This window comes from Colwellia sp. BRX8-9, assembly GCF_014077245.1.
In the GTDB taxonomy this organism is placed as follows: domain Bacteria; phylum Pseudomonadota; class Gammaproteobacteria; order Enterobacterales; family Alteromonadaceae; genus Colwellia_A.
Genome location: NZ_JACGVN010000014.1, coordinates 86,680 through 104,069, shown reverse-complemented (window position 1 = coordinate 104,069; position 17,390 = coordinate 86,680). Strand labels below are relative to the sequence as shown.

General features: G+C 38.3%; 11 protein-coding genes. 5 read left to right on the top strand and 6 right to left on the bottom strand.

Annotation, left to right across the window (positions count from 1 at the left end; all coding sequences use genetic code 11):
• Nucleotides 1–31 precede the first annotated feature (31 nt).
• The 4 genes from metG (at nt 32) to tsaA (ending at nt 5,561) form a co-directional block, all read left to right on the top strand.
• Complete coding sequence (gene metG, locus H4J70_RS13075) at nt 32–2,149, top strand: methionine--tRNA ligase (RefSeq protein WP_182214233.1); 2,118 nt, start codon at nt 32–34, stop codon at nt 2,147–2,149.
• 127 nt (nt 2,150–2,276) lie between these two features.
• Nucleotides 2,277–4,403 carry a cation:dicarboxylate symporter family transporter gene (locus tag H4J70_RS13070; protein WP_182214231.1) on the top strand — a complete coding sequence of 709 codons (2,127 nt, stop codon included), beginning with the start codon at nt 2,277–2,279 and terminating at the stop codon, nt 4,401–4,403.
• Between the two features lie 13 nt (nt 4,404–4,416).
• Entirely contained in the window at nt 4,417–4,833 is a 417-nt protein-coding gene (rcsF, locus tag H4J70_RS13065; protein ID WP_182214230.1) for an Rcs stress response system protein RcsF, read from the top strand.
• Nucleotides 4,833–5,561, top strand: a complete 729-nt coding sequence (gene tsaA, locus H4J70_RS13060) for a tRNA (N6-threonylcarbamoyladenosine(37)-N6)-methyltransferase TrmO (protein ID WP_182251252.1) — start codon at nt 4,833–4,835, stop codon at nt 5,559–5,561. Before rcsF ends, tsaA begins: the two co-directional genes overlap by 1 nt.
• A gap of 91 nt (nt 5,562–5,652) precedes the next feature.
• On the opposite strand, the gene H4J70_RS13055 is transcribed toward tsaA, so the two are convergent.
• Both H4J70_RS13055 and H4J70_RS13050 read right to left on the bottom strand, forming a co-directional pair.
• Nucleotides 5,653–6,144, bottom strand: coding sequence for a peptidylprolyl isomerase (locus H4J70_RS13055; RefSeq protein ID WP_182170177.1), 492 nt, complete (start codon nt 6,142–6,144; stop codon nt 5,653–5,655).
• A gap of 66 nt (nt 6,145–6,210) precedes the next feature.
• On the bottom strand, nt 6,211–7,119 hold the full coding sequence (locus H4J70_RS13050) for a DMT family transporter (protein WP_259364617.1): 909 nt from the start codon (nt 7,117–7,119) through the stop codon (nt 6,211–6,213).
• A 130-nt stretch (nt 7,120–7,249) separates the two neighbouring features.
• On the opposite strand from H4J70_RS13050, the gene H4J70_RS13045 reads away from it, so the two are divergent.
• Nucleotides 7,250–7,663, top strand: a complete 414-nt coding sequence (locus H4J70_RS13045) for a hypothetical protein (protein ID WP_182241868.1) — start codon at nt 7,250–7,252, stop codon at nt 7,661–7,663.
• Between the two features lie 40 nt (nt 7,664–7,703).
• Here the strand turns inward: H4J70_RS13045 and pyrD are convergent, their stop codons facing one another.
• The 4 genes from pyrD to H4J70_RS13025 form a co-directional block, all read right to left on the bottom strand.
• Entirely contained in the window at nt 7,704–8,714 is a 1,011-nt protein-coding gene (pyrD, locus tag H4J70_RS13040; RefSeq protein ID WP_182214225.1) for a quinone-dependent dihydroorotate dehydrogenase, read from the bottom strand.
• Between the two features lie 135 nt (nt 8,715–8,849).
• Nucleotides 8,850–13,700: an NAD-glutamate dehydrogenase gene (locus H4J70_RS13035; RefSeq protein ID WP_182221719.1), complete on the bottom strand. Its 4,851-nt coding sequence runs from the start codon at nt 13,698–13,700 to the stop codon at nt 8,850–8,852.
• 310 nt (nt 13,701–14,010) lie between these two features.
• A complete protein-coding gene (locus H4J70_RS13030) occupies nt 14,011–16,320 on the bottom strand; it encodes an RND family transporter (protein ID WP_182214221.1) in 2,310 nt (769 codons plus the stop codon).
• Between the two features lie 58 nt (nt 16,321–16,378).
• Complete coding sequence (locus H4J70_RS13025) at nt 16,379–17,389, bottom strand: YCF48-related protein (protein ID WP_182214219.1); 1,011 nt, start codon at nt 17,387–17,389, stop codon at nt 16,379–16,381.
• Between the last annotated feature and the right edge of the window lies 1 nt (nt 17,390).

The window sequence follows — 17,390 nt, the reverse complement described above, 5'->3', positions numbered from 1 at the left end:
CATAATTACCACCAATAAATGTAAACTTTATATGTCGTTATCAGAGTCATCATCAACTGCTAAAAATAAACGTAAAATTCTTGTAACTTGTGCGCTGCCTTATGCCAATGGCTCTATTCATTTAGGTCATTTACTCGAACATATTCAGACCGATATTTGGGTGCGTTTTCAACGTATGCGCGGCCATGAAACTTATTTTGTTTGTGCTGATGATGCCCATGGCACGCCTATTATGCTTAAAGCGCATGAGTTAGGGGTAACACCTGAAGAAATGATCAATGGTGTCCGTGAAGAGCATATGAGCGACTTTGCAGACTTTCATATTAGTTTCGATAACTATCATTCAACGCATAGTCCAGAGAATGAAGCGTTTGCTCACGAAATTTATAATCGTTTGCATGCTAAAGGTCATATTAAAACTAGAGTCATCTCTCAACTATACGATCCAGAAAAAGGGATGTTCTTACCTGACCGCTTTGTAAAGGGCACTTGTCCTAAGTGTCAGGCAGCCGATCAAAACGGCGATAGCTGTGACGAGTGTGGCGCGACGTATTCGCCCACTGAAGTGCTAAACCCGCGTTCAGTTGTTTCTGGCGCAACACCAGTATTAAAAGATTCAGAGCACTACTTCTTTGACTTGCCTGCTTTTAGTGAGATGTTGCAAGATTGGACACGAAGTGGCGCATTGCAAGATGAAATGGCTAATAAGTTAGCTGAATGGTTTGAGTCTGGTTTACAACAATGGGATATTAGCCGCGACGCTCCTTATTTTGGCTTTGAAATACCCAATGCTCCGGGCAAATACTTTTATGTCTGGCTAGACGCTCCTATTGGTTACATGGGCAGTTTCAAAAACTTATGTGATAAAACCGGTATCGATTTTGATGCATTTTGGGCGCTTGACTCGGAAGCTGAGCTCTACCATTTTATTGGTAAAGACATTATATATTTTCATAGTTTATTCTGGCCAGCTATGCTCGAAGGTGCAGGTTTTAGAAAACCAACGGCAGTGCATGCTCATGGTTTTGTTACTGTTAATGGCGCAAAAATGTCTAAGTCTAAAGGTACCTTTATTAAAGGTCGTACTTATTTAGATCATTTAAACCCTGAATATTTACGTTATTACTATGCCGCTAAATTAACCCATAAAATTGATGATTTAGACTTAAATCTTGAAGATTTTGCGCAACGAGTCAATTCAGACTTAGTGGGTAAAGTGGTTAATATTGCCTCACGTTGTGCCAGTTTTATCACTAAACGCTTTGATGGTATGTTGTCAGAAAACATTGACAACCCAGCTCTCGCTGAAGAGGTCATGGCGGCAGGTGACTCTATTGCCGCTCACTATGAAGCGCGTGATTTTGCCCGTGGTATGCGTGAAATAATGGCATTGGCCGACAAAGTTAACGAATATATAGCCGTAAAAGAACCATGGCAGTTAGTGAAAGATGAAACTAAGCAGCAAGAAGTGCAAGACATCTGTTCGCTAGGTATCAATATGTTTCGTACCTTAATGATTTATTTAAAGCCGGTATTACCCGTATTAGCTGATAGCACAGCGACGTTTTTAAATGATGAATTAACCTGGGAAGGACATAAAAAATTATTGACGAGCCACAAGATCAATAAATTTAAAGCCTTACTACAGCGTGTCGACATGGATAAAGTTAACGCAATGACAGATGCATCGAAAGACAATTTACTTGTTAAAGATGACGCTGAAAAACCGGTAAAAAAAGCGAAAAAAGAAAAAATCGTCGATAATAGTGCGGCTCTTAATGATCCATTAGGGTGTGATCCTATTAGCGAAGAAATTCAATTTGACGATTTTGCTAAAATTGATTTGCGTATAGTAAAAATCATTAATGCCGAGCATGTAGAAAAAGCTGATAAACTGTTACGTTTGACCCTTGCTCTTGATTCAAAAGAAGAAGGTGGTGAAACACGCCAAGTGTTTGCCGGTATTAAGTCAGCGTATCAACCAGAAGATTTAATTGGTAAACATACCGTGATGGTTGCTAATTTGGCGCCAAGAAAAATGCGTTTTGGTATGTCTGAAGGCATGGTGCTTGCGGCAGGCCCTGGTGGTAAAGATTTATGGATATTAAATCCTGACGACGGTGCACAACCGGGTATGCGGGTGAAATAACAACCCTCAGTCAGCTGTTAATACCAAAGAAATAAAAGCAGTGAACGTTCACTGCTTTTTTGTATTATAATTTTCAAATAGTTCGTTACTATCATTATGGCAAAATACTTATGAGTACAATATTTTAATGTTGTTTGTTAAACCACCGTTATTAGTACAAATTATCTTAGCGATGTTTCTTGGGTTGTTGATGGGGTATTACTTTTCAACCGAATATTCAGTGATTGATAACACCGCCAATGCTTTTGTTACTGCCCTGCAAATGACCGTACTGCCTTATATTGTGCTATCACTGGTTGTTGGTATAGGTGGGCTTACCCCGAGTAAAGCCAAAAAGGTCTCTAAACAAAGTTTATTGATTATCTTAATGATGATAGCGGTCGTACTATTTTTTATTTTTAGCACCCCTTTGTCCTTTCCTCAATGGCAACATGCCGAGTTTTATTCTAATAACACTATACAATCTGTGCCAGAATTTAGCTTGGTTGACTTATTTATCTCGGCAAACCCTTTTAATGCCTTAGCAAATACTTTAATCCCTGCGGTAGTTTTTTTTAGTATCTGCATGGGGCTTGGTTTAATGAAGATAAAATCTAAAAGACAAACCTTGTTAATGCTTTCAAACTTACAACAAGCAACCGCAAACATTAATGGTTTTATTATGAAATTTGCCCCCTTGGGTATATTTTGTATCGGTTGGCGTGCCGCTGTTACTCTTGATGCAAGCCAACTCGATGGTTTAGTTGTTTACATGCTTAGTGCAATAGTTTTGGTAACTCTGCTTTGTTTTGTGGTATTCCCCGCCATTGTTGCAACGGTCACCCCTTTTGGTTATCGAGAAATAGTTAGTGTCTCTCGCGAGCCAATGATCACTGCTTTCGCTACGGGCAGCTTCTTTTCAGTATTGCCCGTGATTGTTGAAAACACTAAAAAATTACTTAAGCAAAAATATCCTCAAGATAGCGATCTTGAAAAAATATCAGAGATTATTGTGCCAATATCTTTTAGTTTACCCGTCGGTGGTAAGCTACTTGCTTTACTTTTTGTGCTCTTTGCCGCTTGGTTCTCTGGTGCCCATATTTCTTTTACTGATCATATCAATCTAGTCGTTGCTGGCTTGCCACAGTTATTTGGTAGCACAACATTAGCGATGCAAAATTTACTAGAATTGTTTAATGTTTCCGGTGCTATGTTCGACTTTTATTTAGTGGCAGAGAACCTTATTGGTGCTCGGTTAAGTGCTATTTTTTCAGTGGTATTTTCTAGCTGTTTACCGCTATTAATTGCCACGGCAATGTTAAAGCGCTTTACTATAAAATGGCGTGTACTGCTGCGTAACTTAGCGATAATTCCGCTTGTTTCTGTATTGGCATTTATCTCCTTACGTTTCAGTTTTGACACTATAAGTCACCAGTATCAAGGCTATACCAAATTTATAGAGCGAGACTTTTTGTTCACTGGTGTTGAAAGCAACTACCTCGAAAACAGCCCTGCGAATGTTGTTACCAAACCTACATTTTCTCCTGTGCTAAAACGAATTCAACAACGTGGTTTTATTAGGGTTGGCTATTTCAGAGATGACTTACCTTACGCCTTTCATAACAATAACGGTAAGTTGGTCGGTTTTGATATTGAAATAATGAATCAACTCGCCATTGACCTCAACGTAAATGTTGAATTTGTAAAAATATTTCATCATCAAGCAGAAGCACTCTTACAATCAGGCTATTTGGATATCACGACAGGTATTCCAGTTATCCCAGATAATATGACTAAATTCACCCTTACGGTGCCTTATTCTCAGCAATCACTAGCCTTTATTGTAAAAGATGAAAGACGTGTAGAGTTTAAGCAATGGTCTAAAATTATTGAAAATAAAGCGCTGATTATCGGTATACCTGAAACTTTCTTTTACCAAACAGCTGTTGAACGCAACTTTATTCATAATAAGGCCTGGAAAATATCAACACCCAGATTATTCTTTAAAGAAAAGCACCAACATTTTGATGGTATGCTATTTGGTGCTGCAGCAGCTTCTGCCTGGACATTATTATATCCTGAGTACACAGTTATTGTGCCTAAACCTGTCTTAGCACCTATATCTATGGCATTCCCTATTAATCATAACGATCAAGCTTTTGAACTGTTTATGCGTAATTGGATAAATATGAAACAACAAAGTAACGTTATTGATAAATTATTTAATTATTGGATCAGTAATAAAGCCCCTGTTAAAGCAAATATAAGTAAGTAACCTAGTGATAAAAATGAAGACAATAAGTAAAACCAACAATAAATTAATACTAATGCTGACGTTAATCGGATTATCAGCATGCTCATCTCAATATACTGTTTCAACAAATTTGGACAAAGAAAATTTTCAAACATACTTTAGCCATGCACAGGTAAAAGTTTTTCAAGATGAAAGTGAATTTCCTGGCCGCTACAAACTTATTGGCTTAGTTGAGGGTGAAGATTGCCAGGCAAAAAGTCATCATGCCTTACCAGATAAAATAGCGGCAAGAACTGAAGCACGTAGACAAGCAGCTCAACAACAAGCGAATGCAATAATTTTTAGTGGTTGTGCGTTGATTGATGACGACCAAGCAAATAAGCAATGTATTGCAACGCTTGTCTGCTATGGTATGTCTTATCAAGTTGAACCGCTTAAAAAGATTAACTAATGACTGTATCACCTGAAAACCAGGTAACCTTCAACTATATTGGTCGCGTTAATTCTCCCTACAAAGAAAAATTCGCTATTCCTCGTCAACCGGGTCTAGTGAGTGCAGCACAAGGCTCAATTTTATTACTTGATGATGCCAATAACCAAGAGTTGCTTCGTGGCATTGAGCAATTTAGTCATCTGTGGGTATTGTTTATATTTCATGGGACGCAGCGCCAAGGTTGGAAACCGCTCGTGAGACCACCTCGCTTGGGAGGAAATAAAAAACTGGGGGTATTAGCCACTCGCTCTACATTCAGACCTAATCCGATTGGTATGTCGGTAGTAAAGTTAGAGGGGATTACGCAAAACAACAAACAAACTGTTATTAATATTTCTGGACTAGACCTGCTTGATCAAACGCCCGTTGTTGATATTAAACCTTATATTCCCTACTCTGATAGTATTGATGGTGCACAGGCCGGCTTTGCACAACAACCCTTGCACGCAGTAACCACCAAGTTTTCTCAGCAAGCACAAGATGATATGCAAAAGTATCAACGAGAGTATCCAGAGCTAGCACTTTTTATTGAACAAGTCTTAGCGCAGGACCCTAGGCCCGCTTATAAAAAGCGACAAGGCGATGATAAAATCTATGGCATGAAACTCTATAATTTAAATATATGCTGGCAAGCAAATTTAAATAATGAGATGTATGTGCTTTCAATAAATAAAGTTGATCATTAACTTTAAAGCACACTCAGCAACTCAATATAAAAAAGGTCAGCAGAGCTGACCTTTAACATTCAAAATAAATGACCACTTTAACTAAAAAAATTTAGTGGTGATGCCCGCCAGCGCCATGTGCGTGACCATGTTCAATTTCTTCATCTGTAGCAGCACGTACATCAATGACGTCTAAGTCAAAGGTTAATACCATACCAGCAAGGGGTGGGTTAATATCAACAGTGACCATAAACTTACCCGCTTTAACAATAGTCACTTGACGTTGACCTTGCTCGGTTTCAACAGAAGCTGTCATGCCAGCTTGCCATTTAGTGGTCCCTTGACCGTCTTGTAGATGTTTTGCTGGAACACGTTGGATCATATCTTCTTTACGCTCACCGTAAGTATCTTCTGGTTGTAGCGTGACTGAAAATTTGTTGCCTACTTCTTTACCCACTAAGGCATTTTCAACACCGACTAACATATTTTTATAGCCATGAAGATAGGCTAAAGGATCACCCGCGTATGATGATTCAATTTCATTGCCAGCTTCATCTTTTAAGGTGTAGTGAAATTGAACAACGGTTTTATCTGCAATTTTCATTTTAAATCCAATTTAATTAATACAATAATAATTTTCTGCGAGTGTAGCAAAAACAGACGCTAGCCACTATGCCCAAAGTAATAAAATAACCACACTAACAATAATTAATAACATACCTAGGTATTCAATTCGACTAATACGTTCCTTAAAAATTCGGTAAGTTAATAATAAAGTAATAAAAAACTCTACTTGTCCTAGTGCCTTCACATGGGCTGCATTTTGAAAACTAGCGGCAGTAAACCAACCAATTGAACCAATAACGCTGGTTATGCCAACAAATAAACACATACGCCAATGTTTTGCCATTAAGGTAAGTTGCTTTCTATCTTTTAAACTAAGATAAATAATTGATATGACGGACTGTACGCCAACCATAAACAACAAAGTAACAGCGGCACTAACCATTAAATCTGTGTTTAGGGCCAAGCTTGATTCTCTAATTAATAAGGTCGTAATAGCTAAGGCTAAGCCTGAAGATAAGCCAAAACCAGCGCCAGGGTTTTTAAAAATATCAGTAACCGTAAATTTTACTTTTGAGACAATTAACACGCCTATCACACCAATAAAAACAGATAACCACGCTAGCAATGATAAAGAAACTGAAAAGAACAAGGCTCCCACGACAGCAACTTGAATAGCTTCAGTTTTAGCTAAACTTGTCGCTACCGCAAAATTACGATATTTAAAGGCCGCAACCAAACAAAAAGTCCCAATAATCTGCATCAGACAAGCGATAAGCGCGTACATAAGAAAATGACTGTTAAGCACAGGTAAAGTCACTGCTCGCTGTTCGGTAATAAAGAGCAAATATATAAAAGCAAAAGGCAGTGCATAGATATAGCGCACACCTGTCGTCGCCATCGCACTTAAATGTCCCGATAGCTTCTTTTGTCCAGCGGTGCGAATAGCCTGCATAACAGCGGCAAGTAAAGTGAAATAAACCCAGAGGTCTAAAGAAAAGAAAGAAAAGTCCAAAATCAATCCTAATGATGAAAACGACCAGCAAAATAATGTTAGGCAAAGGCAATAAAAAGCCTTTTATGCTTTATGTTACTAATTAATATTGATAATGTTTAAATTTGAAATTCAAAGCAACCTTAAAACTATGACAGAACAGCTACCGATCGCTATTATGCCGGGTAACGATTTAATAGAAAAGTTTACTCAGATAAAGTCAGTGTGTAATAAGCTTGAAGCACAATTTAATTTTCAAACATTGACCGCAAATTGGTATGGTGATGAAAAAAATATTTTATTAATCAATCTCTATCTAGAAACTCAGCAATTTGTTGATGAAGAGATAACTAAAGATCATCAGGGAGAGATTAGCTATTTTGCTGATGATGTTTTCAGTGTTTACCAAAAAGAACATCAGCAGGTAAAATGTTTTATTGCGATAACGCCAGCTGAGTTAACTCTGTTAGCGCAAGAGAAAAAATTATTACCTCGCTATATTCAAGTAAAACTGCACAAGGTACTGAATTTAATTGCCAGTGAGTTAACGCTACCCCATATATAAACAAGTGTAATAAATAGCGTTAAACCATTGAAGTCGTCAGTTAAAGGCTATTCACTATGTCTTTAACCAGTTCAGGACCTTGGTATATAAAGCCAGTATAAACTTGTACTAATTTAGCACCCGCCGCTATTTTCTCTTGTGCATCACGGCCACTCGAAATACCGCCAACACCGATTATAGGTAATTTATTATCTAGGGCTATTGCCAATAAACGAATAACCTCGGTACTTTTGTCTTTTACTGGCTCACCACTGAGACCACCCTGCTCTTCTCCATGCTCTAAGCCAACCACACCTTCACGTGAAAGTGTGGTGTTAGTGGCAATAACGCCATCAATATTATTGCTGATCAAACATTGGGCAATCGATTCAATCTCTTCTTTGCTTAAATCTGGTGCTATTTTTACGGCTAACGGTACATATTTACTATGCAGTTCGGTCAGTACTTTTTGTTCCGCTTTAAGCGCGGCTAATAGCTCATTTAATGCATCACCATATTGTAATGAACGTAAACCTGGCGTATTTGGTGATGAGATATTTATGGTGATGTAGGTTGCGTAGTTATAAACTTTACGCATACAAATAAGATAATCGTCTTTAGCTTGATCATCTGGGGTATCTTTATTTTTACCAATATTAATGCCCAGCACGCCTTTAAAATTTGCTTTACGTACTTGATCAATTAAGTAATCAACGCCTTTGTTATTAAAGCCCATACGGTTTATAACTGCATTTGCTGTCGGTAAACGGAAAATACGCGGTTTTGGGTTACCCGGTTGTGGCTTAGGTGTCACAGTTCCTATCTCAACAAAGCCAAATCCCATGGCATCAAACGCGTTAATGCATTCGCCATTTTTGTCTAATCCAGCCGCTAACCCAACCGGATTAGGAAAGGTAATACCCATGGCTTCGACTGGTTTATCAGTAATGTTTTGTTTATAAAGTAAATTTAATGGTGTTGAACCCGAGGCTTTAAAGCCTTTTATTGTCAGCTCATGAATAGCTTCAGGATCAAACTTGAATAATACTTTACGAATTGCGGAATAAAACATATTGCCTCTGGACGGATAAGTTAACGCGAAAAAACTTTAATCAAAATCGACAACGACCTAAAAAAAATCCCCACTTAGTAGTGAGGATTTTATCAGTTAAATCAATCTCGTTAAAGCTTGATTAATGGCTTTGACTTATTTTGCTGGATCGCAATTTAAACTCAGTAACATTAACTCTCTTAGTGCAACAGAGAACTTTGCAAACTCATGCGTGCGACCAATTCTAAAGTCAGCTAAGATTTGGTTCCAACGTTCAAGTGGTTGAGCATTCGTCTCAATCCAGTTATTAAGTAAGGCTTCGACTTCAGGTTGTTCAACACCACAATCGCAGCGTAAAACGACTTGTGCTAATGAACGTTGCTGCCAATCAAGTTCCTCTCTAAATGAAGCTCTAGCAAGCGCTTGCCAGTGATTAGATACCGGTTGGCTAGTGATCTGATCTAAGAACCAATGCAAGTCTAAACGAACACCTAGCTTGAAGTATAAGTCAGCAACTAATTCAATTGGACGATTATCCGCTATTGAAATATCAGCAATATCCATTACTGGAAATAATGAACTTAACTGTGAAATACGTTTTGCGATTTTCACTGGAACGCCTGTTCCAACTAGATCTGTTTCAACACGTTGTAGTTGTTCAACTTCTGCGGTTACCAATAACTTATCTAAATTGTTGGCTAAATTTTCAAACGTTGGGCGATACATAGCGATTGTTTCAGCAATACCTAACGCTTTATTACGATGGCGTAAGAACCAACGTGTTGCTCGTCGTACCGTACGACGCATTTGAAATAACATTTCAGTTTGAATAGAAGTCGAAATTTTATTATCTAATTCGGTAATTTCGTTCCAAATGGTTGATAACTCAAAAACTTCACTGGCCATAACATAACAATTGGCGATTTCAGCAACCGTTGCACCTGTTTCTTCATGCATGCGATTAACAAAATTGAAACCCATATCGTTACCAATATCATTGGCTAATTTTGTCGCTATAATTTCAGCACGCAGTGGATGCAGTTGCATTTGTTCTTGATACTTAACCTGTAATTGTGGAGGGAAAGCTTCAAGTAATAAACGATTGTGATAAGGGTTGTCCGTGATACCTGGACAAACCAAATCTTCTTTTAAGACCATTTTACCATAGGCAAGTAGCACTGAAAGTTCTGGGCGAGTTAAGCCTTGACCTTTAGATAAACGCTCAGAAATTTCATCATCCGTTGGAATAAATTCTAAAGCACGATCTAATTTACCCGCTTTTTCTAAGCCATGGATAAAACGCTCTTGCTCTTTTAATTGTTTAACGCCACGCATTGCCGTAATAGACAATGAATGGGTTTGGCGATAACAATCTTCTATAACAATTTTACCGACATCATCAGTCATATCATAAAGTAACTGATTACGTTGTTTAACGGTTAAGTCACCATTTTGTACTAAACTGTTTAATAATATTTTAATGTTGACTTCATTATCAGAACAATCAACACCGCCGGCATTATCAACAGCATCAGTATTAATTCGTCCACCACGTAAACCAAACTCAACACGACCCAGTTGGGTGAAACCTAAGTTACCACCCTCGCCAACAACTTTGGCTTGTAATTCTTTGCCATTGATACGCAATGAGTCGTTCGCTCTGTCGCCAACGTCAAGATGGCTTTCTTTTGAACTTTTAACATACGTGCCAATACCGCCATTCCACAATAAATCCACTTTCATTTTCAAAATGGCTTGCATTAAATCAATCGGTGACATGGTTTGTTTTTGCGTACCGAGCATTCTCTTAATTTGTGGTGTTAACTTGATAGATTTCACATGACGGCTGAAAATCGCACCACCTTCAGAAATTAATTCTTTGTTGTAATCTTCCCAAGTACAGCCCGGCATATTAAATAAACGTTCACGCTCTACATAAGAGCTTGCTGCGTCGGGATTAGGGTCAATAAAAATATGCATATGGTTAAATGCAGCTTGTAAACGGATGTGCTTTGACAACAACATACCATTACCAAATACATCACCCGCCATATCACCAATAGCAATACAGGTGAAATCAGTTGTTTGACAATCAATATCCATTTCGCGGAAATGACGTTTAACAGACTCCCAAGCGCCTTTAGCCGTAATTCCCATCGCTTTATGGTCATAGCCAACACTACCACCAGAAGCGAACGCATCGCCCATCCAGAAGTTATATTCGTCGGAAATCGCATTAGCAGTATCTGAGAAGGTTGCTGTGCCTTTATCGGCAGCAACAACCAAATAAGCGTCATCGTCATCAAGACGAACAACATTCAGTGGTGGCACAATTACGCCATCAATAATGTTGTCGGTAAGATCTAACAAACCACGAATGAAGGTACGGTAACATTCTTTACCTGCTTCAAATATTTCTTGTCTAGTGCCGCCTACTGGGAGTTGTTTACAAACAAACCCCCCTTTAGCGCCAACAGGAACAATAACCGTATTTTTAACTTGTTGAGCTTTTACTAAGCCTAAAACCTCAGTACGGAAATCTTCTTGTCTGTCTGACCAACGTAAACCACCACGGGCGACTTTGCCACCGCGTAAATGAACACCTTCAAGTTGTGGTGAATAAACAAATATTTCAAATTCAGGAAGCGGTAGTGGTACGTCACTTATCTGGCGAGGTAAAATCTTAAATGAAATGTAAGATTTTTGACCTGTTATCGGATGAGGTTGAAAATAGTTAGTACGAATGGTGGCACTGATCATTTCAACAAAACGGCGGATAATACGGTCATCATCTAAGTTAGCGACATTATCGAGAGATTTTTCAATATCAGCACTGACTTTATTCAACGCTTTTTCTGAAATTTTCGTTGTTGGATCAAAGCGGAAAATAAAGAATTTAATCAATAACTCTGCAATATTAGGGTAACGAGCAAAAGTATCTTCGATATAACTTTGGCTAAAGGTACCACCGATTTGACGCTCATATCGTGCATAAGCACGGATAATAGAAACTTCGCGACCACCAAGCTCGGCACCTAAAATTAAACGGTTAAAACCATCATCTTCTAAATCACCCGCCCAAACTTTTGCAAAGGCGTCTTGGAACAAGTTTTGTACTATTTCAAGGGTGAACTTACCTTGTCCGGTCAGTAACATCGAAAAGTCTAAGATCCAACAATGTTCACCCGTTAATGTTTTAACTAAATAAGGGCTTTCACCAATAACACGTAAACCGAAGTTTTCAAGGATAGGTAAAATATCTGACAAGTGGATGGGATCGCCCGTATGGAACAATTTTAATTTTACGTGACGGCTGTTAGCACTTTCTTCTTGTGGTTGATAAAACAACATTTCCAGTGGGTTTTCTGCTGATAACGACTCAAGTTTTTCAATATCAACGATTGCCGTACCCGGTAACACTTCATCTTTGTAAGATTGTGGAAAACTACAGTATTTACGACTTAATGTTTTACCTTTAGCTTCACCTTTGTGAGAGTTCAGAGATGCTGCGAGTTTATCATCCCAGCTTCTTGCTGCTTCATTTAAGTTCTTTTCAATTTGTTTCACGTTGATATCTGCTTTAGTTGATTTAACACGAACAATATAGTGGGTACGCGCTTGTGCTGATTCAGAAAAGTAAGTGGTAAACTCGACTTCTTGACCGCTACCAAATGCTTCTTTGAGTAACTTTTGAGTATTAACACGTAATTCAGTGTTATAACGTTCTCTGGGTACATAGACCATACAAGAGTAGAAACGATCAAAGGCATCACGGCGAACAAAGAGTCCAGAGTAATCACGCTCTTGCATTTGGAAAATGCCTAAAACATTTTTTAATAATTCATCTGTGCTACTTTGTAATATTTCGTCACGTGGGTAGGTTTCTAAAATATTAATCATCGCTTTATATGCGTGAGTACCACGAGCAAAACCAGAGCTTTCACAAACGGTGGTTACTCTAGACTTTATTAACGGTAAATCTAAGGCACTATTGGTATAATAAGCAGAGCCAAATAAACCAACAAAGCGTTCCTCACCAATAACATTACCTTTAGCATCGAAACGTTTTACGCCAATATAATCTAGGTGGGCAGGACGATGTACGCGTGACCGAGAATTGGTTTTGGTCAAAATTAACGGGTTAACCCCTAAAGCAAGCTCACGAGCAGAACTAGATAATGTTGAAATTAAGCGTTCTACTGTGCCATCAGAGCGCTTCATTAATCCTAAACTTGATTCAACATTGGCCGAGAGTGCCATATCACCTGTTAACGTTTTAACATTGTATGAACGATAGCCTAATAAAGTGAAATTATCGTTTAACATCCACTTTAAGAACTCTAATGCGTCATCATGATCATTGATTGAACAAGGTAATTTTGCTTCGGCTGTTTCGGTGATCACTTCACCAAGACGTGCACGCATTGCTTGCCAATCGTCAACCGTTATCGCAATGTCATTAACCACTGAATGAAGCTCTTTGGTTATTTTATCAAGGACTTTTTGATCGGTTTGACGGTCAACTTCAATAAAGAAAACAGCGACAGCCGTTGCCGATTTTAACGATTTATTAGCGGCTGCCGATAAACGTGTAATTTGATTTTTGTCATCACGAATAATATTAATAGGACTATTTAACATTAAATGCGGTGATAAGCCTAAACGGTTAAGGGCAATTCGCAATGAATCAACAAGAAATGGCATATCGGCGATAATGACTTCGATAATAGTATGACTTGATTTCCAGCCATGCTTAGAAACTTGAGGATTAAAAACTTTAATCACCGGTGCATTATTTTGGTGACCATTTAACGAATTCCACAGACTTAACGTCGCACCGTACATATCACTATCGTTACGATGCTCTAAATCAAGCGTAGAAATATTGCTATAAAGGAGCTCTGCAAACTGCTCAACGAGCGGAGCTGTCTTAGCGGGAACTTTTTGCTGAATTAACTGTGCTACATTCGAGAGTATCACTGAGGGTAAACCGTCTACTAACGCCATGCCGTTTTCCTTTTTGGATAAAACGCTGTTGTACTGAATCATTTCAAAATTGATTATTTAAAACAATTAACAGGGTAATTTGTATAATTTTTTATATAAATATTTATTATTGTCTAAAAGAATAGACTATATATGCGATTTTATTAAGAATTTTAGGCTATTGCGAGGAATATTTTACTATTTATGGTGATTAATTATTTACAGCGGCTTGTCAAAATTACTGAGAGTAATTGTTTATTCACTTGTTATAAATAGAAAATGACCTTTCGGTCATTTTCTTGTTTATTTATGCAGGTTTAACGTATTAACCTTATTTCTTATTAGGCCATAAAAAAGCAGCAATAGCAGGTAGGACCAGTACTGCAGCGATCATATTCACCAAAAACATGAAGGTTAAGAGTATTCCCATATCGACTTGAAATTTCAAATCTGACCAAAACCAGGTTGAAACGCCAATCGCTAAAGTAACACCCGTTATTAAGACTGCACTGCCTCGCTCTTTCAAAGCGAGTAAATAAGCTTCTTGAACTTGGTAACCCTCACGTAATTTTATACTCATCGTTGATAAGATATAAATACCGTAATCAACACCAATACCAACACCTAAAGCAATAACCGGAAGTGTAGAAACCGTTAGGCCAATATCAAGTGCGGTCATTAACCATTGCGCTAACGTTGACACGACATAAAGCGGCACGATAACGACAATCGTGGCACGCACACTTCTAAAGCTAATGAAACACAATAAAGTTACCGCGCCGTAAACGTAAAGCATCATCGGCGTTTGTGCTTCAGCAACAGCTTCATTAGTCGCTGCCATAACACCAACAGGGCCAGAGGCAAGTTTAAACTTAACCTCGTCTGTTTCTAATGCCTGAGTAACAACTTTTACTTTATCAACAACTCGATTAATAGTTTCAGCTTTGTGATCTTCTAAGAAAAGAATCACGGGCATAACGCTACAATCACTGTTCAATAGACCACTTGTTGAAGGTATTCGGGCAATTGATTGCACTAATGTTTGTTGGTTGCGAGATAGAACACGCCATCTAGCATTACCTTCGTTATAACCAGCATTAACAATTTTAGCTACTGACGCTAAACTGATTGCTGATTGCACACCAACCGTATTTTCCATCTGCCATTGAAAGGTATCTATTAAATCCATTGTCTCGTAAAAAGTACATGAATCAGCAGGGCTTTCAACGATCACTGACATATAATCAACACTGATGGCATAACGGTCAGTAATTAAAAAAGTGTCTTGATTATAACGTGATGTCTCATGCAAAGATGGAGCGCCCGCATGAAGCTCTCCTATTTTCATGTCTTGTGAGTAATAGTATCCAGCAGCATATAAAACAGCGGTTATAACAAGTATAACTGTTGCAATTCGCTTGGTAGCAAACGAAGACATTACATCCCAAACAGTGACTTTGTTCTTATCTGCAATTTCAGGCTCAACTTTAGGGACATGAATAAAAGAAACCAATAAAGGGAGTAAAATTAAATTGGTTAAAATAATCATAGCAACACCCAGAGATGCAGTAATAGCCAATTCACGAATAATACCGATATCAATAGAAAGTAACGTTAAGAAACCGACCGTATCAGACAGCAAGGCGATACCGCCTGGTATCAACAACAAGCGAAAGCTCATTTGTGCGGCTTCTTTGGATGTTGCTCCCTTACTAACCAGTTTGGAGACCGAGTTAATCATTTGTACACCATGGCTGACACCAATGGCAAACACTAAAAACGGCACTAGAATCGACATCGGATCGAGTCCAAACCCTAAGGTAGATAACATACCTAACTGCCAAACAACGGCAACCAGCGAACATGCTATCGGTAAAAGGGTTAGAGAAATAGAACGACAAAACCAAAAAACCATCAGCGTGGTAATAACAATCGCAATGGCAAAGAAAGCAACAACGCCTTTCGCGCCCTCAGCAACATCGCCAACCATCTTACTAAAACCAATAATATGGATGCTGATATTATCTTTTTCGAATTTTCCTCTAATTTGTTGCTCAAGTTGCTCAGCAATAACAAGTGTATCTAAGCGTGCCCCTGTTTGTGGGTCTGTATCCATTAAGGACGCTTTAACCATGGCACAACTGTAATCGTCGGCAACAATACTACCAACGATACCTGCTTTCTCAATATTGGCTTTAACAACAGCTAAACCTTGTGAATCAGGCTGAAAATTTGCCGGGATAACCGGACCACCAGCAAAACCGTCTTCAACAATTTCAACAAAACGGGTGCTCGGTGAATATAATGATTTAACTTGAATACGGTCAACACCAGGAATGAAAAATAACTGATCATGAACACCTTTTAGCGCGCCAAAGAAAGATTCATTAAAAATATCTCCTTCTGTGTCACAAACTGAGATAAGCACGTTATTAGCGCCACCAAAGTTTTCTCGATATTCAAGATAGGTTTTCATGTAGGTATGATTAAGGGGAATGTGCTTTTCAAAAGCCGCATCAAGCTTTATTTGGCTCGCTTGAAAAACAAGAAAAATACTGGCTAGTACGAAAGCAACAAGCACCATGACTCTTTTACGGAACATAGTGGCTTCGATAACATTAATAAGGGATTCTATTTTCATTTAATTTACTTCATCTGCTTCAGTGGAATTGGCGGTAAGCGTATTTATCGATTTACTTTTATTTTAACTTAGTCAGTGCAATGACTTTAAGACCAACTTCAGAAACGATGACTAACTGGTTATTAAACCAAACACCGCTAATTAACGCTTTGCCGTCAGCTTGAATATTCAAAGAGAAGCTAGCGCCATCATCGTCACTTTTTAAAATAACACCATTATTTCCTAAGACAAAAATACTACCGTTATCACCGAGCACTATCGAATTTAATAAGGCTTGGGTATTGGAATTAATATGTTGCCAAGGCGTGCCACTTTTTAAACTGCGAAAAATATTACCGCGCAAACCAACAACTAATAAATTTCCTTGTTGAGTGCGAGCAATATCATTAAATGAACCTTGATATATTTTGTCAAACGGCAACCATTTTTCGGCAAAATCATTGCTTTTAGCAATTAAACCTACTTCACCCACCATATAAAGCGTACGACCGTCTTTAAAGATGCTATTGAAGTGAGCAAGTATACTGCCTTGTTCATCTAAATAAGCCTCTTCATCTTGTTCTTTTAATTCTTCTAAGTAAGCGAGGTCTTCAGGGAATAGAAACTCACCATGAAATTCAAATGTCCAATTTTCACCGCCATCACTGGTGCGGTATTGCTGACCGTATGCGCCTATCGCTATGCCTTCATTTTTATCTTTGAAAATAATATCGAGTAAAGGTTTTTGCTTAACGGGTAAGTATTGTTGTACTTGCCAATTTTCGCCGCCATCACTAGAAAACAATATAGTGGCGTCATGTCCAACAGCCCAACCATGAGTAGCATCAATAAAATATACTGCCGTTAGGGTTGAACGAACGGGAACGTTAGCTTGACGCCATGTAATTGCGTCGTTTGAAAGTAAAATATGACCACGTTCACCTACAGCGACAAGCTGCTTATCGTTGATTTTAAAAATATCAAGCATAAGTGATTTACTGGCTAAAGGTGCTTGCATAGCAGGAAGTTGCTGTGAAAAAGCATTAAGGAAGAATAAAGTGCTAAAAAGGAAAGCCAACAGACGTTGCATA